This window comes from Gracilibacillus sp. JCM 18860 (assembly GCF_055395245.1).
Genome location: NZ_AP043868.1, coordinates 687,892 through 712,940 on the forward strand (window position 1 = coordinate 687,892; position 25,049 = coordinate 712,940).

At 36.6% G+C, this 25,049-nt stretch carries 24 protein-coding genes and 1 pseudogene; 5 read left to right on the plus strand and 20 right to left on the minus strand.

Annotated elements, in window-relative coordinates; translation table 11 throughout:
* Positions 1–162: 162 nt before the first annotated feature.
* The 14 genes from ACZ5R4_RS03660 to gpr all read right to left on the minus strand — a co-directional run bounded on the left by ACZ5R4_RS03660 (position 163) and on the right by gpr (position 14,894).
* A complete protein-coding gene (locus ACZ5R4_RS03660) occupies positions 163–609 on the minus strand; it encodes a GatB/YqeY domain-containing protein (protein WP_054859261.1) in 447 nt (148 codons plus the stop codon).
* Between the two features lie 17 nt (positions 610–626).
* On the minus strand, positions 627–803 hold the full coding sequence (rpsU, locus tag ACZ5R4_RS03665; RefSeq protein ID WP_018931586.1) for a 30S ribosomal protein S21: 177 nt from the start codon (positions 801–803) through the stop codon (positions 627–629).
* A 129-nt stretch (positions 804–932) separates the two neighbouring features.
* Positions 933–2,270, minus strand: coding sequence for a tRNA (N(6)-L-threonylcarbamoyladenosine(37)-C(2))-methylthiotransferase MtaB (mtaB, locus tag ACZ5R4_RS03670; RefSeq protein ID WP_277678976.1), 1,338 nt, complete (start codon positions 2,268–2,270; stop codon positions 933–935).
* Positions 2,271–2,274: 4 nt separating this feature from the next.
* On the minus strand, positions 2,275–3,027 hold the full coding sequence (locus tag ACZ5R4_RS03675; RefSeq protein ID WP_464368076.1) for a 16S rRNA (uracil(1498)-N(3))-methyltransferase: 753 nt from the start codon (positions 3,025–3,027) through the stop codon (positions 2,275–2,277).
* A gap of 3 nt (positions 3,028–3,030) precedes the next feature.
* A complete protein-coding gene (prmA, locus tag ACZ5R4_RS03680; protein ID WP_277678974.1) occupies positions 3,031–3,981 on the minus strand; it encodes a 50S ribosomal protein L11 methyltransferase in 951 nt (316 codons plus the stop codon).
* Between the two features lie 47 nt (positions 3,982–4,028).
* On the minus strand, positions 4,029–5,150 hold the full coding sequence (dnaJ, locus tag ACZ5R4_RS03685; protein WP_054787731.1) for a molecular chaperone DnaJ: 1,122 nt from the start codon (positions 5,148–5,150) through the stop codon (positions 4,029–4,031).
* 230 nt (positions 5,151–5,380) lie between these two features.
* Positions 5,381–7,213: a molecular chaperone DnaK gene (dnaK, locus tag ACZ5R4_RS03690; protein WP_109984150.1), complete on the minus strand. Its 1,833-nt coding sequence runs from the start codon at positions 7,211–7,213 to the stop codon at positions 5,381–5,383.
* Positions 7,214–7,242: 29 nt separating this feature from the next.
* Positions 7,243–7,824, minus strand: coding sequence for a nucleotide exchange factor GrpE (gene grpE / locus ACZ5R4_RS03695; protein WP_054859258.1), 582 nt, complete (start codon positions 7,822–7,824; stop codon positions 7,243–7,245).
* A gap of 129 nt (positions 7,825–7,953) precedes the next feature.
* Positions 7,954–8,976, minus strand: a complete 1,023-nt coding sequence (hrcA, locus tag ACZ5R4_RS03700; RefSeq protein ID WP_109984149.1) for a heat-inducible transcriptional repressor HrcA — start codon at positions 8,974–8,976, stop codon at positions 7,954–7,956.
* A 77-nt stretch (positions 8,977–9,053) separates the two neighbouring features.
* Positions 9,054–10,211 carry a radical SAM family heme chaperone HemW gene (gene hemW, locus ACZ5R4_RS03705; RefSeq protein ID WP_109984148.1) on the minus strand — a complete coding sequence of 386 codons (1,158 nt, stop codon included), beginning with the start codon at positions 10,209–10,211 and terminating at the stop codon, positions 9,054–9,056.
* A 60-nt stretch (positions 10,212–10,271) separates the two neighbouring features.
* A complete protein-coding gene (gene lepA, locus ACZ5R4_RS03710) occupies positions 10,272–12,086 on the minus strand; it encodes a translation elongation factor 4 (RefSeq protein WP_464368077.1) in 1,815 nt (604 codons plus the stop codon).
* A 92-nt stretch (positions 12,087–12,178) separates the two neighbouring features.
* Positions 12,179–12,424 carry a hypothetical protein gene (locus ACZ5R4_RS03715; protein WP_277678972.1) on the minus strand — a complete coding sequence of 82 codons (246 nt, stop codon included), beginning with the start codon at positions 12,422–12,424 and terminating at the stop codon, positions 12,179–12,181.
* A gap of 74 nt (positions 12,425–12,498) precedes the next feature.
* Entirely contained in the window at positions 12,499–13,680 is a 1,182-nt protein-coding gene (spoIIP, locus tag ACZ5R4_RS03720; protein ID WP_109984146.1) for a stage II sporulation protein P, read from the minus strand.
* 122 nt (positions 13,681–13,802) lie between these two features.
* Positions 13,803–14,894, minus strand: a complete 1,092-nt coding sequence (gene gpr, locus ACZ5R4_RS03725; protein ID WP_109984145.1) for a GPR endopeptidase — start codon at positions 14,892–14,894, stop codon at positions 13,803–13,805.
* Between the two features lie 172 nt (positions 14,895–15,066).
* Here gpr and rpsT point away from each other — a divergent pair, with 172 nt between their 5' ends.
* Positions 15,067–15,333, plus strand: a complete 267-nt coding sequence (gene rpsT, locus ACZ5R4_RS03730) for a 30S ribosomal protein S20 (RefSeq protein WP_109984144.1) — start codon at positions 15,067–15,069, stop codon at positions 15,331–15,333.
* Positions 15,334–15,391: 58 nt separating this feature from the next.
* Here rpsT and holA read toward each other — a convergent pair whose 3' ends face one another.
* Complete coding sequence (holA, locus tag ACZ5R4_RS03735; RefSeq protein ID WP_109984143.1) at positions 15,392–16,432, minus strand: DNA polymerase III subunit delta; 1,041 nt, start codon at positions 16,430–16,432, stop codon at positions 15,392–15,394.
* Positions 16,433–16,861: 429 nt separating this feature from the next.
* Between holA and ACZ5R4_RS03740 the strand changes: the two genes are divergently transcribed.
* The gene (locus ACZ5R4_RS03740; protein WP_109984142.1) at positions 16,862–16,996 is read left to right on the plus strand and encodes a YqzM family protein; all 135 of its coding nucleotides are present in this window, start codon (positions 16,862–16,864) and stop codon (positions 16,994–16,996) included.
* A 154-nt stretch (positions 16,997–17,150) separates the two neighbouring features.
* On the opposite strand, the gene ACZ5R4_RS03745 is transcribed toward ACZ5R4_RS03740, so the two are convergent.
* From ACZ5R4_RS03745 to ACZ5R4_RS03755, 3 genes and pseudogenes are all read right to left on the minus strand, one after another.
* On the minus strand, positions 17,151–19,442 hold the full coding sequence (locus ACZ5R4_RS03745; protein WP_464368078.1) for a DNA internalization-related competence protein ComEC/Rec2: 2,292 nt from the start codon (positions 19,440–19,442) through the stop codon (positions 17,151–17,153).
* Positions 19,443–19,481: 39 nt separating this feature from the next.
* Positions 19,482–19,925 (minus strand): annotated as a pseudogene (locus ACZ5R4_RS03750) (ComE operon protein 2); the annotation flags it as partial.
* A gap of 73 nt (positions 19,926–19,998) precedes the next feature.
* On the minus strand, positions 19,999–20,589 hold the full coding sequence (locus ACZ5R4_RS03755; RefSeq protein WP_277678420.1) for a helix-hairpin-helix domain-containing protein: 591 nt from the start codon (positions 20,587–20,589) through the stop codon (positions 19,999–20,001).
* A gap of 105 nt (positions 20,590–20,694) precedes the next feature.
* Here ACZ5R4_RS03755 and comER point away from each other — a divergent pair, with 105 nt between their 5' ends.
* Positions 20,695–21,519 (plus strand): late competence protein ComER, encoded by an 825-nt coding sequence (gene comER, locus ACZ5R4_RS03760; protein ID WP_109984138.1) that lies wholly within the window; start codon positions 20,695–20,697, stop codon positions 21,517–21,519.
* A 93-nt stretch (positions 21,520–21,612) separates the two neighbouring features.
* Here the strand turns inward: comER and ACZ5R4_RS03765 are convergent, their stop codons facing one another.
* Positions 21,613–21,792 (minus strand): H-type small acid-soluble spore protein, encoded by a 180-nt coding sequence (locus ACZ5R4_RS03765; RefSeq protein WP_054859251.1) that lies wholly within the window; start codon positions 21,790–21,792, stop codon positions 21,613–21,615.
* 18 nt (positions 21,793–21,810) lie between these two features.
* Complete coding sequence (ku, locus tag ACZ5R4_RS03770; protein ID WP_109984137.1) at positions 21,811–22,653, minus strand: non-homologous end joining protein Ku; 843 nt, start codon at positions 22,651–22,653, stop codon at positions 21,811–21,813.
* A gap of 92 nt (positions 22,654–22,745) precedes the next feature.
* On the opposite strand from ku, the gene ligD reads away from it, so the two are divergent.
* Together ligD and ACZ5R4_RS03780 are read left to right on the plus strand one after the other, a co-directional pair.
* Positions 22,746–24,503 (plus strand): DNA ligase D, encoded by a 1,758-nt coding sequence (ligD, locus tag ACZ5R4_RS03775; RefSeq protein WP_464368466.1) that lies wholly within the window; start codon positions 22,746–22,748, stop codon positions 24,501–24,503.
* A 160-nt stretch (positions 24,504–24,663) separates the two neighbouring features.
* Complete coding sequence (locus ACZ5R4_RS03780) at positions 24,664–25,032, plus strand: hypothetical protein (RefSeq protein ID WP_464368079.1); 369 nt, start codon at positions 24,664–24,666, stop codon at positions 25,030–25,032.
* Positions 25,033–25,049 lie beyond the last annotated feature (17 nt).

Genomic DNA, 25,049 nt, shown 5'->3' on the forward strand with positions numbered 1-25,049 from the left:
GAAATAGTTCCATTCCTAAAAAATAAACTGTGAATGCTAAGAGGGTGGTTACTCTCTCACATTCACAGTTTATATTTGGAATAATATAATCTTATTAAATTAGGCTCAGAGAAAAGGCCTAAATATTGTGATATTTAAAAGGAATCAATGTATTCTTATCATTTATTTTAAATGCTTTTGAACAAATTGGTTCACTCTTGCTCCTTCTGCCTTACCTTTAACCTTAGGCATTAAAGCACTCATCACTTTTCCCATATCTTTCATGGATTCTGCTTGAACTTCATCAATTGTCTGTACAACTATTTGCTCTAATTCCTCGTCAGATAGTTGCTCAGGCATATATGCTTGTAGTATTTTGATTTCTTCTTCTGTTTTACTTACAAGATCATCGCGTCCAGCTTCTTTAAATTCATGGAGGGAATCATTTCGTTGTTTCAGCTCTCTAGCTAAAACCGTTAATTCTTCATCTTCTGACAATGCATCCTTCTTTAACTTAATGGCTTCATTCTGAATCGATGCTTTGACCATTCTTATTACGCCTAATTTTAATTTATCTTTGTCCTTCATCGCCTGTTTCATATCCTGGTTCAAAAGTTCAACGATTGCCATTGATTCATACACCCTCTTTAAAATTTACGCTTTCTAGCTGCCTCCGATTTTTTCTTACGGCGAACACTAGGTTTTTCATAAAATTCACGCTTACGATATTCAGATAATGTACCAGATTTTGATACACTACGTTTAAAGCGACGAAGAGCATCTTCAAGTGACTCGTTTTTACGAACGCGAGTTGTGTTAGACATGCAATTTCCCTCCCTCCGAAGCATACAACAAAAATTAATCTAACATATGTACAAAAATGGCTACATATGTCTCCTAGCAATTATAATATAGTACTATTGTTAGGTCAACAATTTTATGTTTATTTTCCATTATACTTGTAATGCTGCATCATCCATCACACGAACAAATTTACCATCATTATACGGGTAGCCAGCTTTCGTAATCTTCACTCTTACTATTTCACCAATCATATCCTTTGTTCCTTCGAATCTAACCTTCAAATAGTTATCAGAATAACCGACAAGCATGTTTGGATGATTTTCATCCATCGTTTCTTCAGGAATAACTTCTATTACCTCGTCCTCATATCGCTTCGCATAGGCAAGGGCTTGTTCATTTGATAGGTCTATTAATTTCTGTACGCGATTATTTTTCAATTCTTCATCTACTTGATTATCCATTCTTGCAGCAGGAGTCCCGGTTCGTTTAGAGAATGGAAATACATGCAATTCAGAGTATCCAATCTCTTTGATGAAATCAACAGTTTCTTGAAACTCCTCATCTGTTTCTCCAGGAAAGCCAACAATTACATCAGATGTAATAGCAAGATTCGGCAATGCATTTTGAATTTTCGCGACACGCTTCCGGTAAAAATCAGTGGAATATTTACGACGCATCCGCTCTAATACGGTATCTGATCCAGACTGTAATGGAATGTGAAGATGTGGAACAATTTTCTTTGATTGATCAAGTACCTCAATCACTTCATCAGTAATCTGACTTGCCTCAATAGAAGAAATTCGGATTCGTTTTAAACCTTTTACCTTTGCTTCTAAATCACGTAATAATTGAGCAAAATTATAGTCTTTCATATCCTCACCATAGCCAGCAGTATGAATCCCTGTTAAAACAATTTCTTTATAACCAGCTTCTACAAGCTGTCGCGCTTGCTTTAACACATTCTCCGGATCCCTTGAACGAAGTAATCCCCTTGACCATGGGATAATACAGAAGGTACAAAAATTGTTACAGCCTTCTTGTATTTTTAATGAAGCACGTGTTCGATCCGTAAAGGCTGGGACATCCATCTCCTCAAACACTCTATTTTTCATAATATTAGAAACACCATTAATAGGCTCACGATGCTCTTGATGTTCCTCGATATATTGAATCATCTTTCCGCGATCTTGGGTTCCAACCACAATATCTACACCTGGAATTTCCATGATTTCTCCAGGTGACGTTTGAGCATAGCAACCTGTTACACATACAATACCCTCAGGATTACTCCTAACAGCACGCCTGATAATTTGCCGACTTTTTTTATCACCAGTATTCGTTACAGTACAAGTATTAATAACGTAAACATCTGCATGGTGATCGAATTCTACACGTTCATAGCCTTCGTTTTTAAATTTCTGCCAAATACCTTCTGTTTCATAATGATTCACTTTACAACCTAATGTATGAAATGCAACTGTAGGCATTGGATCACCTCATTTCTTCAAAATAATAGGATAAACTAGACAATGCATAAAGTGGCGCAGTTTCTGTTCGCAATATTCTTGGTCCAAAACGCACCGGTTGAAAGGATGATTTCTTTAAAAGAGTTGCTTCTTGCTCAGAAAAACCACCTTCAGGACCAATACAAATAAGTACAGAAGCTCCTTGATTTATATTGGAAAAGTAGTCGTGTAATTTCTTGCTTTGACGATCTCTCACTTCTTCTTCATAAGCAAAAAATTTACAGTCATAATGGACACTTCTTTCCAATAGACTATCGAACGTCCAAACCCCTGAAACGGTTGGAATTTTATTACGGTGTGCTTGTTCACTCGCTTCTTTCACAATTTTTTCCCAGCGAGGTCTTTTTTTAATTACTTTTTTTTCATCCCACTTTACAACAGAGCGATCTCCTTGAAAAGCAATTAATTCCGAAGCACCTAATTCTGTCGCTTTTTGCAAAATATACTCCCATTTGTCACCTTTTGGTAAGCCTTGAGCAATGGAAACTTTAATAGGTAATTCAGCAGAATCTGCTATCCATTCTATTATTTTAGCATTTACTGTTTCCGTTCCAATATGTTGAATTTTGCATTTAGCTGTCATTCCATCTGGGTGGCTACAAAGGATGATATCTCCAACAACCATCCGCATGACATTTACAACATGATGAAAGTCATCGCTATTTAACGATACCTCATATTCTGTCCATTTGTCAGCCTGTACAAAATATCGTTGCATGATCTACCTACTCTCTTCCGGTTTTTTTGCGATAATGGAAATCCAGTCTTCCATTTGGTTGACTTCCATAATTTCAAAGCCAGCAGCTTCTAAACCTGATTCTACTTGTTGTCTTTTGGCTTGGATAATGCCTGATGTAATAAACATTCCACCTGGCTGGAGTAAGCGATACGCATCACGCTCAAAACGGAGAATAATCTCAGCTAATATATTCGCTACAATAATATTTGGTTGGATAGTTATATGATCTAATAAATTATTTTGTTTAACCGTTACATGATCACTAACCTTATTTACTTTCACATTCAATTTCGTGCTTTGTACTGCGACATCGTCTAAATCGTAAGCATAAACCTTTTCCGCCCCAAGTAAAATCGAAGCAATGCTCAACACACCAGAACCACATCCTACATCAAGCACCACATCTTCTGCCTTTATTAGTCTTTCTAAAGCTTGAATGCTAAGAACAGTTGTAGGATGTGTGCCTGTACCAAACGCCATACCAGGATCAAGCTCAATGATCAATTCATCTGAAGAGACAGGCTGGTAATCTTCCCATGTTGGGGTGATCGTGATTCTTTCAGAGATTTTAACTGGTTTATAATATTTTTTCCATGCAGTAGCCCAATCCTCTTCGTTTACTTCACTTAACGTAATTTTGTTCAATCCAATGTCGATATTATATAGCAATAGATTGTTAATTGCTTGTTTAATTTCTGAAACAGTTTCTCCTAGAAAACTATTAACAGGTAAATAGGCCTTTAATCGAACGCCTTCTTCTGGGTAGTCCTCTGGATTGAGCTCATAGATTTCTCCGAATTCATCATCTCTTTCAGTAAATAAATCCTGTTGATCTTCAATCACAACACCACTTGCACCCGCTTCATGCAGAATATTGGAGATCGGTTCAATTGCCTCATTTGTCGTATAGATCGAAAGCTCTGTCCACTTCAAACAGATCAACTCACTTTATAAAATATTTTATTCGACTGGGTATACGCCTACTCCCCTTTAAAAGCTCGCTTTACTCTCTGGAAAAAGGAGTCCTCGTGTTCATCTGTTGGTTGATTGCCACTAATCTCATTAAACTCTCTTAAGAGTTCTTTTTGACGTTCATTTAAATTTTGTGGAGTAATGACACGAATTTGGATATGCTGATCACCTTGACCATAGCCGCGAACATTTGGAGCACCTTTACCTTTTAAACGGAAGGTCTTACCAGTTTGAGTTCCTGCTGGTACTTTTAATTTCACCTTGCCATGAAGGGTTGGTACTTCAATCTCATCACCTAGAGCGGCCTGAGCAAAAGTTATCGGCATTTCACAATAAATATGATCTCCTTCTCTTTGATAAAATTCGTGAGGCTTTATTTGAAAGACTACGTATAAATCTCCTGCAGGGCCACCGTTTTTCCCTGGCTCTCCTTGGCCTGAAACGCGAATTTGTTGACCATCATCTATACCTGCTGGAATTTTAACATGTATTTTCTTACGTTGATTGACTTTTCCTTTCCCACCACACGTAGAACATTTATCTGTAATGATCTTACCTGAACCTTGGCAGTGATGACAAACCCTTCTATTTACCACTCTTCCAAATGGAGTGTTTTGTTCTACATTTAACTGACCACTTCCATTACAATGTGAACATGTTTTAGGGCTTGTTCCTGGCTTTGCTCCTGATCCATTACACGTAGAGCAAGTTTCTTCTTTCGGAATATGAATATCGGTTTCTTTACCGAAAATAGCTTCCTCAAAATCAAGTGTCATGGTATATTGTAAATCATTTCCCTGACGTGGTGCATTAGGATCTCTTCTGCCGCCACCGCCGAAGAACATATCAAAGATATCTCCAAAACCACCAAAGTCTTCGCCTCCACCAAAGCCTCCGAATCCTTGACCTTGTGGACCTGCATGCCCAAATTGGTCATATTGCTGGCGTTTTTGCTCATTGCTTAAAACTTCATACGCTTCTTTGACTTCTTTAAACTTTTGATCAGTTCCTTCTTCTTTGTTTACATCTGGGTGATATTTACGCGCAAGCTTACGATAAGCCTTTTTGATTTCATCTTTTGATGCATCCTTGGAAACACCAAGCACTTCGTAATAATCTCTTTTACTCACTGATAAATCACGCTCCCGGTCATTATTGCATAAAACTAATCATAACATTGAATATCCATTGTAAGCAAACAAAATAAGCTTCCGATTATCTTCAACAGTATAGGTGCCATAAGCTGTTTACTTCTCGGCTGATCATCCTTTATACTTGTAATTCTATATTTTTTTGATCTGGCAAGGAAAAAGCCAAAGCCATTAATTTTGACTTTGACTTTCTTTTCTCCTATAACTGCTTACTTTTTATCCTCGTCGTCTACTTCTTCGTAATCCGCGTCTACAACATCATCATCTGAATTTTGCGCTTGGTCACCACTTTGATCCGCTTGTGCTTGTTGTTGGGCTTGTTCATACAATTTAACCGTCAATGCTTGAACTTGCTCCTCTAAAGCTTCTTTCTTCGCTTTAATCTGTTCTTGATCATTGTCCTCTAGCGCTTTTTTCAGTTCGTCCTTAGCTGCTTCTGCTTTTTGCTTTTCTTCATCGGTTACATTATCACCGAGATCCTTTAATGTTTTTTCTGTTTGGAACACTAATTGATCTGCTTCATTACGTAATTCAATTTCCTCACGACGTTTTTTATCTGCCTCTGCATTTTCTTCTGCTTCTTTGACCATTTTTTCTACTTCATCATCAGAAAGACCAGAGGAAGACTTAATCGTAATAGATTGTTCTTTGTTTGTACCAAGATCTTTAGCACGTACATTGACAATACCATTTGCATCAATATCGAAGGAAACTTCGATTTGAGGAACCCCTCTTGGAGCTGGTGGGATATCAGTTAATTGAAAACGACCTAATGTCTTGTTGTCTTGAGCCATCTCGCGTTCCCCTTGTAATACATGAATGTCTACTGCTGTTTGGTTATCTGCAGCTGTTGAGAACACTTGAGAATGACTTGTTGGGATGGTTGTATTTCTCTCGATTAATTTTGTTGTCACTCCACCCATTGTTTCAATACCTAATGAAAGTGGTGTAACATCAAGTAATACAACGTCTTTGACATCACCCTGCAGGACCCCACCTTGAATTGCAGCACCTGCTGCTACTACTTCATCTGGGTTTACCCCTTTAGACGGTTCTTTACCAATTTCTTTTTCAATCGCTTCTTGGACGGCTGGAATCCGTGTAGAACCACCAACAAGAATAACTTTATTAATTTCACTAGCAGAAAGGTCGGCATCACGTAATGCTTTACGCGTTGGTTCCATTGTACGCTCGACTAAATCAGAAGAAAGCTCATCAAATTTAGCTCTTGTAATGTTCATTTCTAAGTGTAATGGACCTGCATCTCCTGCCGTAATAAATGGTAGTGATACTTGTGTTTGAGTAACACCTGAAAGATCTTTCTTCGCCTTTTCTGCCGCATCTTTAAGGCGTTGTAGGGCCATTTTATCTTGAGATAAATCAATACCATTCTCTTTCTTGAATTCTTCGACCATATAATTGATTAATACTTCATCAAAATCGTCACCACCAAGACGATTGTCGCCAGCAGTTGCAACTACTTCAAAAGTACCTTCACCAATATCAAGTATAGAAACATCAAATGTACCACCACCAAGATCATAAACAAGGACGGTTTGGTCTTGGTCTGCTTTGTCTATTCCATATGCAAGCGCAGCAGCTGTCGGCTCGTTAATAATACGCTCTACTTCAAGTCCAGCAATTTTACCAGCATCTTTTGTCGCTTGACGTTCAGCATCATTGAAATATGCAGGAACTGTAATAACTGCTTTATCGACAGTATCCCCTAAATAATCTTCTGCATATGACTTCAAGTGCTGTAAGATGATCGCAGAAATTTCTTGAGGAGTATACTCTTTTCCTTCAATTTCTACTTTGTAATCTGTTCCCATGTGACGCTTAATTGATTGAATCGTATTAGGGTTTGTAATTGCTTGACGTTTTGCAACCTCCCCAATTTGACGTTCACCATTTTTAAATGATACGACAGATGGAGTAGTACGGTTACCTTCAGGGTTAGGAATAACCTTTGCTTCTCCACCTTCCATTACTGCAACACATGAGTTTGTTGTACCTAAGTCAATTCCAATAATTTTACCCATAAAAAACACTCCTTCACATAGCTATGTAGTTATTGGTTTACCTTTACCATTGCTGGTCTAATTACTTTATCCTTTAATTGATAACCTTTTTGTAAGGTTTCCACAATCTGATTAGATTCGAAACCATCTTCTGAAACTTGCATTACCGCTTGGTGAAGGTGTGGATCAAACATTTGATTTTCAGTTTCAATTTCTTTTACACCTTCATTTTCTAGAACGGTTTTCAATTGACGGTACACCATCTCCAAGCCTTCCACGACACTTTTTGCCTGCTCGTCTTCAATATCGACGGCTAGTGCTCGATCAAAATTATCGATCACCGGCAAGAGTTCCGTTACAATTGCTTGGGATTTATATTTTAAGTCTGCTTCTTTTTCTTTTTTTGTTCTTTTTCTAAAATTATCATATTCAGCCTGTATTCGTAGAAGACGATCCTCTAGTTGTGCTTTCTCTTCCTGCAGCTTTTCGTAGTCAGCTATTTCGACTTGTGCTTGTTCTATGTTTTCTTCTTCTACAATCTCTTGCTCTACATCTTGAACTACTTCTTCCTCAATATTTTCTGATTGTTCATTATTTTCTGCTTCATTATTTTGTAGATCTTTTTCTTCCATTCCTGTCACCTCCTAAAGAACCATTGTATAGCAAAACATACCTTACTAAAAAAAGCAAATAAAAACCATAGCAGAGAAAGGTGTTTTCTATTCGCTTCCTTTCTCTATTGATGGATAATTATATGGAAACTAGTACCAAGAATTAAACGTTTTAGTCAATCGTTTAGAAAGTACATTTAACAGAGAGATTACCCTAGAGTACTCCATTCTTGTCGGCCCTAGTAAAGCAATAGTGCCTAATTGCTCTCCTCCTAAGGAATAGGTTGCTGTAATTAAACTACAATCCTGCATTTCATCTAATTTGTTCTCTTGACCAATCGATACCTTAATGCCTTTATGTGAGCTTCTTAATATGTTGGCCATTTCGTCTTCTTTTTCCATAACAGTATATAAAGATTGAATTTTGTGGATATCATTAAATTCGGGCTGTAATAGTATATTTGTCTTACCATCCATGTACAGCTTAACAGGTTTTTTCTCTAATAATGCTTCTTTTAAATAGGCATAGGTTGCTTCAAAATCACTGCTAAATTGTTGAAGAAGTTCAGCAACCTCACCGTATAATTTCTCTTGTAGTCTAATAATTGGCACACCGATTAACCGCGAATTCAATATATTAACAAGCTTCTCGATATCGGTAGCTTGCATTGACTGTGGTATTGTAAAATGACGATGCTCTACATGACCAGCATTTGTGACTAAAATCGCGACAGCGGTATTATCCGAAAGGCTAATAATTTGAATTTGCTTTAATGTTGTCTTAAATACCTCAGGTCCTAGAATAATCGAAGTGTAATTCGTTAAATCAGACAATACTCGCGCTGACTTCTGTACAACCTTCTCAAATTCCAACAACTCTCTTTCAAAGGCATTTGTAATCAGTGACAACTCTTTATTAGACAATTGAAATGGTGAGAGCAAATGGTCCACATAAAAACGATATCCCTTTTCAGAAGGCACACGACCAGATGAAGTATGAGTTTTCTCGATGAATCCAAGCTCCTCTAGGTCAGCCATTTCATTTCTGATCGTTGCGGGGCTAAAAGTAACTTGTTCCTTTTTCGCAATAGCTCTCGATCCAATCGGCTGTGCTGTTTGGATGAATTCATCAATAATGACTTGTAAAACTTGTAGCTGCCTATCTGTTAGCATCGATGATCACCTCTGTTAGCACTCTTATATCACGAGTGCTAAATCTATTAATAAATTATCAAATCGATCGTTAATTGTCAATGAAGAAACTCTAATTTATTTGAGTCCATTAAAAATGCTTGGAACACTTCATTTCCAAAAGGTTTACCTTCTTCTGTTAAACGAATAAAGCCTTCATCGATGATAACCCATCCTCTTTGTTGGAGAGTAATCAGTTCTTCCTTATATAGTGTTTCCATTTTCAACTGATATTTACGCTCAAATTGATCTAGTGAAACTCCTCCACTTTTCCGTAGGCCAAGAAACATTTCCTCTTCTATCCGTTCCTTTAAACCGATCTCTTCGACATGTAATACAGGCTTTCCTGTATCGATTGCTGCTTGAACATATTGTGGATGTGGTCTAATATTGATCACACGCTTTCCTGGTAAATATCCATGAGAACCAGCTCCGAAGCCATAATAATATTCATTATTCCAGTAAGTTAGATTATGCTTACTTTCATATCCGGGCTTAGCAAAATTGCTAATTTCATACTGATATACCCCGTGGTCTCTCATCTCCTTACGTAAATGTTCATACATGTCTGCCTCTATTTCTTCTGGGGGCTTTGTAAGGGTACCTTTTTTATAACGCTGATAAAAGATAGTTTTAGGCTCGATTTGGAGCGAGTAAGCCGAATAATGAGGAAGGTTAAATTGCAGTGCTTCCTCTAGTGTTTTCGAGAAGCCTTCAAAGCTCTGATTTGGCAAGCTATACATTAAATCAATGCTAATGTTCGTTAAACCGATTTGTATTAAGTCATTAACATTTTGGTAAACGTCTTTGATACGATGAAGTCTTCCTAATTGTTCCAACATTTTATCATCCATGACTTGCACTCCCATGGAAATACGTGTAACGCCATGGTTTTTTAAGATTTTAATCTTTTCTTTAGTTAAATCACCCGGATTTGCTTCAAAGGTGTACTCACTGACTTGATCCACATCAAAATAATGCTCAATCATTTGAACAAGCTTCAATAATTGCCGATTATTTAATGCTGTAGGTGTACCACCACCCACAAATATTGTCTTCATTTTTTGCCTCGGTTTATTTATCGTTGTTGCTATTTCGTTTTCTAGTGCAACTAAATATTCGTCTGCCATTTTTTCTTCATAGAAGAATTTAGTGAAATCACAATAATGACATATTTTTTCACAAAAAGGTATATGAATATACGCTGATGTTATCATGATGCCTTCCCCCTTTTCTAACAGTGTAAAACCCTTGCCTTTATGACAAGGGTTTTTCTCCTATTCATCATCCATTTTCAATACTGCCATGAAGGCTTCTTGCGGAACTTCCACAGAACCCACCATTTTCATGCGTTTTTTACCTTCCTTTTGCTTTTCGAGCAATTTCCGTTTTCTAGAGATGTCACCACCATAGCACTTACTTAATACGTTTTTACGCATTGCCTTAATGTTCGTTCTTGCGACAATTTTATTACCGATGGCTGCTTGAATTGGCACTTCAAATTGCTGCCTTGGAATCAATGTTTTTAGTTTGTCAGCTATTTGCTTCCCACGCTCAAATGCAAAATCTCGATGAACAATAAAGGAAAGTGCGTCAATTGTATCCCCATTTAATAAAATATCCATTTTCACGAGGTTAGAAGGCTTATAGCCAATCAATTCATAATCAAATGATGCATAGCCCTTTGTCTGTGATTTTAACTGATCAAAGAAATCATAGACGATTTCGGATAATGGGATTTCGTAAACAACATTAACACGATTCTCGTCTAAATAATCCATATTAATGAAATCCCCACGCTTCTTCTGACAAATCTCCATAACTGGACCAACAAAGTCATTTGGTACCATCACCGTTGCTTTTACATAAGGCTCTTGCACCTCTTTGATGGATTGGTTATCTGGCATAAAGGATGGATTATCAATAGTTAGTTCTTCATCATCTGTCTTAATCACCTTGTAAATAACACTTGGTGCTGTTGTGATTAGATCAATACCGAATTCCCTCTCAATTCGTTCCTGGATAATCTCCATATGTAATAGACCTAAAAATCCACAACGGAAGCCAAATCCCAATGCTTGAGAGGTTTCCGCTTCATATTGTAAAGAAGAATCGTTCAATTCTAATCTCTCTAAAGCTTCTCGCAAATCATTATATTTGTCCGCATCAACGGGGTATAATCCACAAAATACCATCGGGTTTAACTTACGATAACCTGGTAAAGCTTCTTCTGCTGGGCGATTTGCATGAGTAATCGTATCCCCAACTCTTGTATCACCAACATTTTTAATCGATGCTGTTAAATAACCGACATCGCCAACCGTCAATTTATCCTGTTTGATTGGCTTCGGATTAAATACCCCTACTTCATTGACTTCAAATTCTTTTCCTGTAGCCATCATTTTGATCTTGTCGCCAACTTTAACAGATCCTTCTTTTATACAAACATAAGCAACTACACCACGATAGGGATCATATAATGAATCAAAGATTAATGCTTTAAGCGGCTCTTCTGGGTCACCAACAGGAGCTGGTATTCGTTCTACAATTTCTTCTAATATCTCTTCAATGCCGATTCCAGATTTAGCACTTGCTAAAATAGCTTCTTCCCCATCGATCCCGATCACATCTGTTATTTCCTGTTTTACTCTATCAGGATCTGCACTAGGTAAATCAATCTTATTAATAACCGGAATAATTTCCAGATCATTATCTAACGCTAAGTAGACATTTGCTAGCGTTTGTGCTTCTATTCCTTGGGCGGCATCTACTACTAGGATAGCTCCTTCACATGCAGCAAGACTTCGTGATACTTCATATGTAAAATCGACATGCCCTGGAGTATCAATGAGATGGAACAAATACTCTTCTCCATCCTCACGCTGATATTTTAACTGGACAGCATTTAGTTTTATCGTGATACCACGTTCACGCTCTAGGTCCATAGCATCTAGAAACTGTTCCTTCATTTCACGCGCCGTTAGTGCTTGAGTTTTTTCTAATATTCGATCAGCTAGTGTTGATTTACCGTGATCGATATGGGCAATAATAGAAAAATTTCGTACCTTACTCTGATTTCTTACGTTAGTCAATATCATTCAACTCCTATGTGACAAGCACAATATACTAGGATAGATTATAGCAGTGAAAGGAACGATGTTCAATCAAAAATATGAGGATGCCTTTAAAATAATTCATCTATGATCGCATGTGTAACACCAACAATTTTATTACATACCTTACTCACTATTTCTTCTCCACTATTTGCAACCGCAAATAGTGGAGAATTGCCTGGGGTACCCACTTCTGGTACATCTCCATTAATTTCATCAATAATATCTTCACGATCTACTACATCATCATCTTGTTTACCTTTATCGATCACTTCTTCTTGATGACTCACTGCTTTTGTAGAATCCGTGCGGTCCATACCAACATATAGTCCAAATGAAAATATGACGCATATTACTAATAAAAAGGATAGAAACTTCACATTAATCTCCCCTATTCTGTAGATACTTTTTCCGCATTCCAGTAGTATTCGCTAAAAACCTCTGCAAAAACTTCAGTCGTGTTATAAAGCTGCTCCATTGTGTTATCTACGCCCCCCATTTCAATGGTTAGCGCATTTTCAGAAACATCTTGGTTATATACACCATTGCGTCCGGCCCCGGCATACATCTCCACCCCTCTGCTTAAGCCAGGATATTTTTTCTCTAGCTTTTCATGGAGAGCGGCAGCTAAAGCAGAATTCTTTTCGTGATTAGGGTTGTCTCCACCAATGACAAACATTATTTTGGCATATTCTTTTCCGTTGATTTCCTTTGTCGTGACATCTGCTCTCATACTATCGCGGTGAATATCAAAGACAAAATTAAGATCCTTGTTCGATTGTAGCGCTGTCTCTACTACTTCTTTAGAGGCAGTGTAGGAATGAGTAGAGTAGTTCCAACCTTTATCCACTAAAATCGAACCAATATCCGTATGGTCAACAGTTGAGCCAATTCCATTTCTCTCTAAATCCTTTGCTAGCTGATCACTAACTTTCGTAATATTTACTTCTGGATGAAAGGCATCATTTGGATTATCTGTTTTCGGTAAATATGGAAGGAAAGATTCTCGATTGTGTGTATTATAAATAAATACAACCTCTTTCTCTCCAGTCGTTTGTTGTTTCGGTTCTTTTTCTGCTGGTTTTTCTTGTTCTTTCTTTTCTTCTGGGACGGTTGCTTCTCTTTCTTCTAGGACAATATCCAGAGGAGGTGTCGATTCCACGGTTAAATTCGTATAATCGGTTCCCTCCCCCGCGATCAGAATTTGTCGATCATAGAGGTCAAAGCCTGGAAGCTCTCGGCTAACTAAGCTTCGTACATCATGCAGTCTTATATTCGTACCTACTTCAAATATGAACTTCCATGGCGAGAATTCTGCTTTATCCTCAGGAATTGCCTCTTTAAATAGTCGGTTCTCTAACAACATCAATGAAAGAAAATGAATTTCATCAACATTTGTTGTCCATTTCTTAACAGTGGATGAAGATACACGGTAATTCGGCTCTAAGCTAGTCATGATGCCTACAAGAATGAAGACGGCAAAAAAGCCTGCAATGAAGAACGATAGAATAACAAACACTTTATGTTTAGAAAGTAATAATACACGTCTATTACGGCTAATTTTTCGGCGCATGTTGTTCCCCTTTCTATTAGCTCTATTACATTTACTAGAATGTATGAGCGATCAATAGAAAGTAGAACCTTTCTGCCGAGAATTTTTTTATTATTACAGCAGCTTGTGATAAGGTTATTCTGCTAACGAGTGTACGTACCGAAATTTCGGATCGTCACTTTATCATGGAGACTAGCATTAATTGCTTGTGCCAATAAATGAGCCATGTCCTTCATATAGCCATCCACTTCCTTTGGTGTGACCATAAGGTTGTGACCAAGTGGAGTCAATACCTCTCGCATTAATGCTCTTTTTTCATGATCATTGAGTGAACCAATCATCCCAAAAATTTTTTCTCTTTTTTCGACACTTGGCATATCTTCCTCTGACAAAGAACGATCTCCAAAGCTCATTCCAGCAGGAGTTAAAGATTTAGAGGGGTTATCTTTTTCTCGAAATTCTTTGCCTATATGTTTAAATACATAATCGATTGCATCACTAGTTATGGTAACAGCATCTACTACAGTTGGAACTCCAATTGCAAAAACTGGTATTCCTAATGTGTCCTTGCTCAATTCTTTTCGTTTATTACCAACACCAGATCCTGGATGGATGCCTGAGTCTGATAATTGAATGGTCGTATTTACTCTTTCCATGGAACGAGAAGCTAAAGCATCAATTGCGATGACAAAGTCAGGCTTTAGTTTATCAATTACTCCTTTAATGATGTCACTCGTTTCAATCCCTGTAATACCCATGACTCCGGGATTAATTGAAGCAACTCTTCGATAGCCATCTGCAACATATTGTGGTTCATGTTCAAATAAATGATTGGTTACTAAAACTTTCTCAATCGTAAGAGGGCCGAGGGCATCAGGTGTAACACTTCGGTTGCCAAGCCCAACAACAAGTCCGGTAGCTTCCTTATCAATTTTATTTCTTTTCATTAAATCGCTAAGTTGCTTTGCCATGACTTTGGCGGTCTCTTCTTGTAGTGCAGTATCTTGCTTTTTGATCGCATCAGAGTAAACCGTTCGATAGGAACCTGGATTCTTCCCAATTTTCTTTGCGCCTTCTTCATTAATTTCGACATAAGAAATCCGAATATTTCCATCGGTTTCCTCTTTCATCTTCACCCCTTTAATACGATCTTCTGTTTGATTTTCTTTCTCTACATACATATCTTTTGCTTCTACTGCAAGATCGGTACGGACTTCAAATTTTTCCTCTTCCATTTTTTGTCCTCCTCCTTCAAATATGATTGAACTTGAAAGTAGTTTTACCGCCTCTTGTGAATTGATGCATATAGTTTTTGAAATAATTTTTATTGAAAAGTTTGACGAGCTTTGATAAAATGTCTTTTGACCTAACAAATGAAATGGTACGAAGCTTACGGAGGTGAAGATAATGGCAAATATTAAATCTGCAATTAAACGTGTACGTACAAACGAAGATCGCCGTTTACACAATCAATCCATTAAAACAGATATGCGTTCACATATTAAAAAAGTTGAGGCTTTAGTGGAAAGTAAAGATGTCGAAAATGCAAAGGTAGCACTTCAAACAGCTGTGAAAAAAATTGATAAAGCAGTAAGAAAAGGTTTAGTTCATCAAAACAAAGGGAATCGTCAAAAGTCACGATTAGCGAAAAAAGTTAATGAATTAAGTGCCTAAAGTAAAAAAGCCTGCTTCCCATATTGGAAGCAGGTTTTTGCTTTGTTTCTTTTTCTGTTTATACTCTTGTCGTTTGGCGTAACTGAATTATTTGGTATAGTAAAAGTTCTAGGCCAAGTGATTTATCAACCTTTCCTGTTTTAATTTGGGCATCAGTTTCTGCAAGAATGGTTAATGCTTGGTGAAGTTCTTCTTTGGTAAATTTTTGTTGCCTATTTAAAGAAAGCTTTGCAACATAAGGATGTATCTTAAGTTGACCTACGATTTGCTGCTGACTATATCCTTTTTGCTTCAATGATTTGACATGTAACAATGTTCGAAATTGAGAAGAAACAAGAGCTACAAGTGCAATCGGGTCTTCATTCATCTTTTCTAAATCTTTTGCGATATGAATTGCTTTTGCAAGATCACTTTCAATAATGGCATCCACTAATTTTAAGCCAGTACTATTTTCTTGATGTGAAAGAAGTAATTCTGCTTCTTCCAATCGAATCGTATTGCCAGGACCAACATATAACGCTAATTTTTCCATTTCGGAGCTTATTATCATCAGATTAGTACCTATTTCCTCCAGTATATATTCCACAACCTCTTCCTTTACAATTACTTGATGCTCCTGTGCAATCTTCTCAATGGCTTCTTTCATATTCCATTCTTTTAACGGTTCACAAGAAATAACAGTTGCTTCCTTCTTTAATTGTTTCACTACTTTCTTTCTTTCGTCCACTTTTTCATATGGTGCTATTAAAACAAGAATGCTATATGGTGCTGGATTCTGTATATAATTAATTAATGTCTCTATTTGATGAGTGAAATCAAGATTAGGTGGTTTTGCTTTCAAAAAGCTAGCATTAGTGGCGATCACTAATTTTTTTTCACCTAAAAAGGGAAATGTATTTGTATCATTAATCACATCTTGAATCGATATTTCCTCCAGGTCATATAATGACACATTTGTATCCCTGTCTTCCTCCTCAATACTATGCTTTAAAAGGGATTGTTTAACTGCTTCCATCATATAGGTTTCTGTTCCATGCATGTAGTAAACAGGAGAAAATTGACCCTTTTTTATTTGTTCCATTACATTTAAATAACTCATGATTCCATCTCCAATATGTATAAAAAATTCCATTATATACGTATAATAAGTGTTGAAAAAAAAACAAATATGTTTTATTGTATAATAAGATTCATGTTAAGAAAAGGTTTCTTCATTGATTACATACTTTTGAAACAGAAGTCCAAAAAACCACTATATTAGATATACATTGGGCTTAACAGCACTTTGGGTTGAATGGAAGTGCTTAAATTGTATCGACAAAAATAAAGAAGGGAAAGAAAAGTACCTTCCCTTCGCAATCTATATTAACGCAACTTCATTAGCCCCGGGTAACTAACGAAGCTACGATGTTTTTCTTATTATATAGATTGACCGTATTGATGAATTATATTGGTGTTAACTCTTGCTAAGTAAGGGAATCCTGTAGAATGAAGGAACTATTTTTTTGAAATAAGGAGGTATGCTATTATGAACGAATTCGAAAAAGAAGTTCAATCCAAGCGTCATGACCTTTTTGATGCAGCTGCTGGTTTTATTTTTTCATTTCTATTTTTCATGATTATTTTCTTTATTGCGGTTATATTTGATGCCATTGGTTCTTAAAAGCGAGACAAAAAGTCTCGTTTTTTTAATTTAGACAAAACCAATGATTTCGCTAAACTTACTTCTTTTTTGCTTACGTACTTTTCAGCACCTTCTAGCATGGTGAAATTATACTATACAGGTATAGAAAATAGAGGAAATATCAATAAAAATTCTATCGTTTAGACTTTACATTATCATATGGAAGAAAGGTTGAAATGGTTCCATCATATTGGAAAGTAATCGCCCCCATCCTATCTGTCCGAAAAACTCGAACCTTTCTTCTTTTCAATGTCCTTAATACTTTAGGATGAGGATGACCATAGCCATTGTTTCTTCCTACAGAAATGATGCCTACCTCAGGCTGTATTTGTTCAATAAAAGGAATAGAACTAGATGTATGACTTCCATGATGAGCTACTTTTAGAACATCAACAGGAAGAGACGGATAGTTCGAGGCTAAATATTGCTCACTTTTTTCTCCGATATCTCCTGTAAATAACCAATTAAACTCACCAAATTTACTAAATAGAACCAATGAATTTTCATTTTTATCACCATTATCCAGAGAGGGATGCAGCACATGAAAGATATGATCCTTAATACGTAATTTATTTCCCTCTTCCCCCTCTATATGTTGAAAATGCTTATTCTTTTCACGATATTGTTTGAGCAATTTCGGATCAAAATAAGGGGAAGTGATAAGGTAATCCACTTGATAATCGTCAAGAATATAAGGAACACTTCCAATATGATCATGATCAGCATGGGAAAGGATCATGGCATCCACCGCGCTTATACCACGATACCGAAGAAATGCATCTATAATCTGATCATAGACATCACTAGAAGGTTCAGTAAAATGCTTCTTTAGTTTACCTCCCGCATCTATGATAACGACACCTCTTCGATAGGGATATTCAATAACAATAGCATCTCCTTGACCAATATCAAGTGTGGTGATTGATCCATAAGGATTAAGATAGGGAAGGATTGATGCTAATACTAAGCAAACCGCTAACCCAAGACCATAACTAAAAGCTCTTATTTGTTTTCCCTGCTCAAAATAAAGTAAAAATAATAACAAACAAATATAGTATCCAATTATCAATGGATTAGGTATTTGGCCAATCGTCCAAGACCACGAAATGGCTTCATCAAACAAACGCATCAATGTTAGAAAATGGGAATGAATAAATTGAAATACATGAGACCATATCGGAAGGAACGAAGGGATCATCGCACTGAAACAAATTAACAATAAAAAAGGTAAAACAAACAGTGTAAAATATGGGACAACTATTAAATTAACTAAAACAGACAATGGTTGGAATTGATAAAATAATTGTATTTGAATAGGCAATAATACCATGAGACTGATAAAGCTAATCCGTAGAGAAATCCAAACAAATCCAATATCACCTGATAGGAGCTTTCGAGAGAACAAAATCGCATACGTAACAATAAAACTAAATTGAAACGCAATAGAATACACATGATAAGGATTTGTCAGCACCATAACAAAAAAGACGATGCTTAGTATACTGGTTGTAGGGAGCTTTATCTTTAGTTTTCGAAGCACGAGCAGGAACAATGCTAAAAGGCTTGCCCGCCATACAGAAGGCGCAGCTCCAGATAGAAGAGGATATATTGGTAGAAATAAGAAGAGGATAAGCTGCATACGTTCTACGGATAGTTTTACGATATACAAGCCAAAAAAGTAGAGACAGGTCATCAGTAATCCAACATGCAATCCAGAGATTGCTAATAAGTGAGAAAGATTCCAATCTTGAAACAACGTAATCGTTTCATCTGATAACAAATCTTTGTTGCCAAATAGAAGTGCATTGATCCAAGAAAAAGTGAAAGGATTGACGTAACCCCCCAGATGCTCCAAAAGTTGATTTCGAGCATTATAAAGCATTTGATAAAAGGATGATCCGCTACAATTCGATGCCGTACTATCATTAATTAGAAATTGACTACTTATGCCTTGATTATGCAAATAGTGTTGATAATCAAACTGACCAGGATTTGTAGCTGTTATCATCTCCTGAAATGTACCGACTAGTTGACATCTACTTCCCCTATTTAATTTTTGGATAAATAAATCTTCTGCTCTTTCGTTTTGATGAAATAGTTGAACCTTCACTTTGTTGGTGCTTCTATATTCTTTAAGCAAAAAAGAAACATATGTATCTGTTTTGTTGACTTCAGAAATAATATCACCCTGAATCATTGACTTATGGGAGGAATCCAGATTTTGTCTATCCGTTGAAGGAGTTTGATTATAGAAGAAAATAAAGCATAGGAGTAAGGAAAAGACTAACCAGAGAGGCATTCTGTGGGTTCGTACAAAATAGATCAAAGGAGGGATAAGAAGGAGGACGATCCAAGGACTCTGATCCATTCTAGCAAAAACCGCTATTACATAAATAATCACAAACCAATGAATCCAAGCAAGCAAACCTTCTCCTCCTATCAGATTTTATTTTACAGTTGGAATAAGCTCAATAGTATGATGATCAAGCTCTACTTTTTCCACCTTTACATTTGCCTCTTCAAAAAGTTCAATAGCATAAGGATGATTTTTATAATCGGCTGCATAGTAAACGGTTTTGATGCCACTTTGAATAATTGCTTTACAACAATTAAGACAAGGAAAATGTGTCACATAAATCTCAGCACCTTCAGTCGGTGCTCCGAATTTAGCACATTGAAGAAGGGCATTCATTTCTGCATGAACCGTTCTCACACAATGTCCATCAATCACATAACAGCCTTCATCAATGCAATGGACACTACCTGACACACTACCATTGTATCCTCCAGCAATAATACGTTTATCTCTAACGATTGTTGCCCCTACCATTAAACGCTCACACGTACTTCTTAATGCTAGCAAATGGCTTTGCGCCATAAAGTATTGATGCCATGAGATTCTTTCCATTGGTTACACTCCTCGTTTTTCAAACTTCTATCTTTTAAAGTGTACCGATTCCTTGTACAAGCGTCAATAAGAGCTAAGGAATTTGAACAAAATCGCGAATGTTATCTAGTGTTTTTTCACCAATACCATTAACCTTTGTTAGGTCCTCTATTTTTTCAAACCTTCCATTCGTCTCACGGAAATCGATCATCGCATTTGCCTTTACCTCCCCAATACCTGGTATTTGCATGATTTCTTCCTTTGTAGCCGTATTGATTTTAATTTTCCCGTCTGATTGAACTGCCGATTGAGCTCCAATACTCCCCTCTTCTCCCTTCTTTGGTATTATGATCACCATCTCATCATAAACACGTTCAGCCATGTTTATTGCGGACGGATCTCCTTTTTTAGTTAAACCTCCTGCGATCTTTATCACATCCTGAACTCTGTCTACTGCTTCCATTTGATAAACGCCTGGTTTTGCTATTTCACCCTTCACATCGACCATGACTACTTGCTCTTCATTCTCCTTTTCTATACGATCGATTTCTTCAACAGTTGTTTCGGTATTTTCTGTCATTATAAAATTCTCTGATTGGTTTGTATCACTAGGATTGACGTATATCCAAATAGCTACAACCAATATGATTACAGCAACATACCAGTATTTTTTTAACCAATACATATTATCAGCCCCTTATCATAGAATGGTATAGTTAATCATAAAAATAAGGTAAGATTGTTTCCTTCACTAAGTGGGAAACTGAAACAAAAGCGGGAGGCGAATACATTGAAATGGGGAATCATCGGAACGGGAAATATGGGAAAGGTATTAATACATGCCTTTCTACAATCTAAGTTATTGGATCAAAGAGACTTATTTGTAACCAATCGAACAGTTGAGCGAGCATATGAGCTGAAGGAAACATATCCTCATATCCAGGTGAAAGATGATCCGTTTACACTGATTGACTCAGTAGATACTGTATTTATCTGTGTAAAGCCAGTGGATATGGTTCCATTATTAAAAGAGATCAGTCATCGACTCAATCAACATCATTTGTTAGTGTCCATTACAAGCCCGGTATCTGTTCAGGAGATTGAAAGCCTTGTCGATTGTCAGGTAGCCAGAATGATTCCGAGCATTACAAATCAAGCCCTTGCTGGTGTCTCACTTCTAACATTTAGTGAAAAGATCGATCATGATCGTAAGCAACTTTTTATCAAGAGATGTCGAAGTTTTTCGGAACCACTGGAGATAAAGGAAGATATTGTGAGGATTTCTTCTGATATTGTTTCTTGTGGACCAGCATTTTTCGCCTTTTTAGCTCAAAGTTTTATTGAGAATGCAAATGAATTAACGGAAATCACAAAAGAAGATGCCACATTGCTAATGGAGAAAATGTTTATTGGCTTTGGAAAGCTTCTAGCAACAGAACAATTTACATTACCGGAATTAATCGAAAAGGTTTGTGTAAAGGGTGGTATTACAGGGGTTGGTATAGCAGCGATAGAGGCTCATACAGATAATCCTTTTCATCATTTAATTAAGGGAACACATGAAAAGTTTCACACAGAAAAAGCACATATACAATCTTCCATTCACTACTCCTAAATTATACTACAGTTTACTAGATATGGATAGTATTTCTATATAAAAAACTCGGCATTAGTTTTGTTAAGTTTTTGTAATGCCGAGTTTTCTTTTTTATTGTTCTAATAGCTCGTCTACTGTTACACTCCATTTGCTTGTTTTATTATTTAATGGATGAACAGTCGCTTTTCCACTATTTTGGTCGACATGTTCAATATAGACATTTGTCCCATTATAAGTAACTTGACACATTTCGCTTGCATTCGCAATTTCTTGTGCTCTTTTAGCATCCATCGTCTAACCTCCTTCTTATTATCCTGTCTTTGTCGTCGATTTTTTCTTTTTGGTTGTTGTCTTCCGTTTTGTACCTTTCTTCTGAGTAGTTTTCGTTTTCTTTAATGATTTCTCCAATGCTTCCATAAGATCTGTTACATTGTCCTTTTTCTTCGGTTCCTTCGCTGTTGAGATCTCCTCACCATTCTTCTTGCGCTCGATCAGTTCAAGTAATGCAGAACGATATTCATCCTTATATTTGGTCGGTTCAAATTCTGTTGTTAATTGATCTATAAGCATTTTAGCCGTATCAAGTTCTTTTCCGGCTACATCGGTTTCTTCCGGAACATTTGGTACCTCTTTAAAATCTCTCACTTCATCAGGAAAATAAATGGTTTCCATCACAAGTGTGTTTTGATAAAAACGAATGATCGCTAAATGCTCCTTTGAACGAATCGTGATTTTAGCTAATCCGATTTTCTTCGTATCTTTTAAAGCTTCTCGTAATAACGCATATGCTTTGGTACCACCTTCATTTGGTGAAAGATAATAACTCCTATCAAAATAAATCGGATCAATTTCTTCTAATTTTATAAAATCCATGATTTCAACAGTTTTATCCTGTTTTTCGTCCTTAATAGCCTTTAAATCTTCTTCCTCTAAAATAACAAATTTATTGGTTGTGTACTCAAAGCCCTTCACAATATCTTCATTCCCTACTTCCTTATCACAAACAGGACAAACTTTCTCATATTTTAATGGGGAATGACATTCCTTATGAAGATTTCGTAGAGAAATATCCTTGTTCTCTGTTGCGGAATGAAGACTAACCGGAATATTAACTAAACCGAAGCTTATCGTACCTTTCCACATCGTATGCATGCATTCATCACTCCTCTTGTATTCCTAGCATTTGCAATGTCTTAATAAAAATTCAAAAATAAGCAAATATATAAGGAGAAAGGGTGTTGACAATGTGGAAACCAATGTTACCGACGCTTGTTGAGGAAATAAATAAGCAGAAGGATTGGATCTATGAAATAAAATATGATGGCTTTCGTTGCGGAATTGAGTGGACTGCAGAGAAGATCACATTATGGAGCCGTAATGGCAAGGATCTCACCTTTCAATTTCCTGAAATCGTCTCTACTTGTTTAATTCTCCAAAAGAATATTGAAAAGCAACTTCCGATTTTTTTAGATGGAGAGCTTGTTATCCTAAGAACGCCATATCAAGCTAACTTCTCTTCTATTCAGACAAGAGGAAGAACTCGTTCTAAAGTAAAAATACAACAATTAAGCAAACAGCGACCAGTAAGCTTCCTCTGTTTTGACCTATTACTGCTGAATGATCAAACCCTTCAATCACAAACACTTTTAGACCGAAGAAAACAATTAGAGCAATTATTTAAGCAATTCACGGTGGAGCAGAGGCAGCTACTTCTCATTCACTCCTTTAAGAAGCTCAATGAAATAAAAGAAATCAGTTTCTTCCATCAAGCAGAGGGAATTGTCGCAAAAAATATCCATTCAACCTATATCGAAGGGAAAAGAACGAGACAATGGATAAAATGGAAAAATTATCGAACTGTACAAGGTGTAATAAGTGGATGGAATCTGACAAATGATTATTTTGATGTAAAATTAGACAAGAATGAAGAACTAGGAAAAATCAAACATGGCTTTGCTCAAGAAGATAAAAAAACCTTAACTAATTTCATCCAAGCAAATGGTCGTAAACAGGGCACGCATTGGTACGTAACACCTAGTGTTTGCATAGATATTAATTGTTTAGATGTGAAGGACGGAGAGATAAGAGAACCAGTTTTTCGATCTTTTCGGTTTGATCTATCTCCAACGGATTGTACGGAGGAGATGGTTCGGTTAGGGTTAGCCCAGCTACCTAAAGAAATTGACTTAACTAAGCCCAATAAAGAACTATTTCCCCGGATCACGAAACTTGATTATCTTGTCTATTTGAGGAATGTCGCCCCTTTCTTACTACCTAGATTACAAAACAAACGTTTAACGATGATCCGCTATCCTGATGGAATCGATCAACATTCCTTTTATCAAAAGCATTTACCTGATTATGCTCCTGAGTTTATCGATTATATTTTATCTGAGGATGGGGAAAAGGATTTATTGTGTAATACACTTGAAAGTTTGTTATGGTTCGGTAATCATGGAGGATTAGAATTTCATATTCCTTTTCAAACGGTTCACTCTGCTTACCCTGATGAAATGGTATTTGATCTCGATCCACCAAGTCTAGAGTATTTTTCGTATGCTGTAATGGCCGCCCATTTGATTAAGGATATGGTGGAAGGAGAAGGTTTTACTCCATTAATAAAAACATCAGGTAGGACAGGTCTACAAATTCATTTACCATTGCGAGAGAAAATGATGACATTTGAGGAGACGAGAGATTTTATGCGAGCTGTAGCAGAAGTGCTTGTTCAACAATATCCAGATTGTTTTACGATAGAACGATTAAAAAAGAAACGCAAAAATCGTCTTTATATTGACTATGTACAACACGCTGAGGGAAAGACAATAATTGCTCCCTATTCTACTCGAGCCACCAAGGAAGCTACTGTCGCAACACCTTTGTTTTGGGAGGAAGTAGATGAGAAGTTAGATCCGAGAGATTATACGGTAAATACAGTTCTTGAGCGTCTTGTAAAAAAAGGCTGCCCTTTTCTTATGTCACCTCCAGGTAAGATGGATTAATACACCATTTTCTGATAATACTGTGAGGAAAGTCTATTTCATGAATAGTTGAATATTATTTCCTCCTATTACGACAATTTGCTAAAATATTAGTGGGACTTCATCTGATTAGATAGCAGGCTGTTTTATAGCAAGAGTGGTTGTTACCTGGATAAATCTTATGGGGGAATATATGTATACTAAAATTTATCTTGATGTTCTGAAGAAGAATTTTATGATTGTTATAATGGTAATCCCATTATTGGTCTTAACCTTTTTTATATGGGTAGGTATTCCCATATACATAATCGGCAATACCGTAGCTGATTTAACTGCTAATTTAGGAGTTATCCATTCTTCTATTTCACTCTCCGTTGGATTATTGTTTTCATTGTTTTTTGTGCCTATCAACTGGAAAGTTGCTAGACGCTTAGCAAAAATAAAAGAATGGACCGTAATGAATGCTTTTTTAAGGTTAGAAATAATTTGGATAATATTTATTTCACTAGTTTTTGAAATAATCGTCATTATCATTTATTGGGGCCTTTAGCTGAATGTAAAAAGGAG

What these genes read in the sequence shown, in the direction of transcription:
- mtaB (WP_277678976.1), bottom strand. Translation starts at nt 2,270, where the DNA reads ATGCCTACAGTTGCATTTCATACATTAGGTTGTAAAGTGAATCATTAT.
- ACZ5R4_RS03675 (WP_464368076.1), bottom strand. Translation starts at nt 3,027, where the DNA reads ATGCAACGATATTTTGTACAGGCTGACAAATGGACAGAATATGAGGTA.
- holA (WP_109984143.1), bottom strand. Translation starts at nt 16,432, where the DNA reads ATGAGTTATTTAAATGTAATGGAACAAATAAAAAAGGGTCAATTTTCT.
- dnaK (WP_109984150.1), bottom strand. Translation starts at nt 7,213, where the DNA reads ATGGGTAAAATTATTGGAATTGACTTAGGTACAACAAACTCATGTGTT.
- ligD (WP_464368466.1), top strand. Translation starts at nt 22,746, where the DNA reads ATGTGGAAACCAATGTTACCGACGCTTGTTGAGGAAATAAATAAGCAG.
- ACZ5R4_RS03765 (WP_054859251.1), bottom strand. Translation starts at nt 21,792, where the DNA reads ATGGATGCTAAAAGAGCACAAGAAATTGCGAATGCAAGCGAAATGTGT.
- ku (WP_109984137.1), bottom strand. Translation starts at nt 22,653, where the DNA reads ATGCATACGATGTGGAAAGGTACGATAAGCTTCGGTTTAGTTAATATT.
- gpr (WP_109984145.1), bottom strand. Translation starts at nt 14,894, where the DNA reads ATGGAAGAGGAAAAATTTGAAGTCCGTACCGATCTTGCAGTAGAAGCA.
- ACZ5R4_RS03755 (WP_277678420.1), bottom strand. Translation starts at nt 20,589, where the DNA reads ATGTATTGGTTAAAAAAATACTGGTATGTTGCTGTAATCATATTGGTT.
- ACZ5R4_RS03740 (WP_109984142.1), top strand. Translation starts at nt 16,862, where the DNA reads ATGAACGAATTCGAAAAAGAAGTTCAATCCAAGCGTCATGACCTTTTT.
- rpsU (WP_018931586.1), bottom strand. Translation starts at nt 803, where the DNA reads ATGTCTAACACAACTCGCGTTCGTAAAAACGAGTCACTTGAAGATGCT.
- ACZ5R4_RS03780 (WP_464368079.1), top strand. Translation starts at nt 24,664, where the DNA reads ATGGGGGAATATATGTATACTAAAATTTATCTTGATGTTCTGAAGAAG.
- hemW (WP_109984148.1), bottom strand. Translation starts at nt 10,211, where the DNA reads ATGATAACATCAGCGTATATTCATATACCTTTTTGTGAAAAAATATGT.
- grpE (WP_054859258.1), bottom strand. Translation starts at nt 7,824, where the DNA reads ATGGAAGAAAAAGATCTACAAAATAATGAAGCAGAAAATAATGAACAA.
- rpsT (WP_109984144.1), top strand. Translation starts at nt 15,067, where the DNA reads ATGGCAAATATTAAATCTGCAATTAAACGTGTACGTACAAACGAAGAT.
- ACZ5R4_RS03660 (WP_054859261.1), bottom strand. Translation starts at nt 609, where the DNA reads ATGGCAATCGTTGAACTTTTGAACCAGGATATGAAACAGGCGATGAAG.
- hrcA (WP_109984149.1), bottom strand. Translation starts at nt 8,976, where the DNA reads ATGCTAACAGATAGGCAGCTACAAGTTTTACAAGTCATTATTGATGAA.
- ACZ5R4_RS03715 (WP_277678972.1), bottom strand. Translation starts at nt 12,424, where the DNA reads ATGGACCGCACGGATTCTACAAAAGCAGTGAGTCATCAAGAAGAAGTG.
- spoIIP (WP_109984146.1), bottom strand. Translation starts at nt 13,680, where the DNA reads ATGCGCCGAAAAATTAGCCGTAATAGACGTGTATTATTACTTTCTAAA.